The sequence below is a fragment of the Caballeronia sp. LZ003 genome (assembly GCF_031451465.1).
GTDB lineage: Bacteria > Pseudomonadota > Gammaproteobacteria > Burkholderiales > Burkholderiaceae > Caballeronia.
The window spans coordinates 1-513 of the sequence record NZ_JARUXJ010000158.1 but is presented as its reverse complement, the minus strand read 5'-3'; the positions used below and the strand labels follow the sequence as shown (position 1 = coordinate 513).

1 protein-coding gene is annotated in these 513 nt (G+C 56.5%); it reads right to left on the bottom strand.

Annotated elements, in window-relative coordinates:
• Positions 1 to 507, bottom strand: a 507-nt coding sequence (locus QCE79_RS33565) for a phage integrase central domain-containing protein (RefSeq protein ID WP_309851832.1), incomplete at its 3' end; no start/stop codon positions are given.
• Positions 508 to 513: the final 6 nt, after the last annotated feature.

Genomic DNA, 513 nt, shown 5'->3' with positions numbered 1-513 from the left:
AGGAAGAGACAGTAGATCGCCTGTGCGAAGCTCGGCGACAGGGTTCCGCTCTGCCCAGTCGTGCGCCATCGCGTAACGCAATACCTGATTGCAAATCTGTAGGACCACTTTGGCGACTGAGGGCGCACCCCGTGCTTGAATTTTCTTGAGCATCTCGCGAAGTACTGCTGAGCGAATATCTGTGACCGGCCGCCCGCCCATGATCGGATAGATATCCGAAGCTAGATAGTTTTCGACCTGTTTAACCCGCGACGACGATCGCGAAGGCTTCCAATGTGCAAGCCACGCTTCGGCCGCCTCCTTGAATGTCACGTAGGGTTTGACTTCTGTCTTACGTCGCTCCTGCACCGGATCCACGCCACCCAACAACACCTTGCGCGCCTGCGCGTGACGTTCGCGCGCCTCAGCCAATGAGACGTCCGGATACATGCCCAAGGACATGAGCTTTTCGCGGCCAGCAAAGCGATATTTCATTCGCCAGCATTTCGATCCGCTCGGTGTAAGCAGCAGATA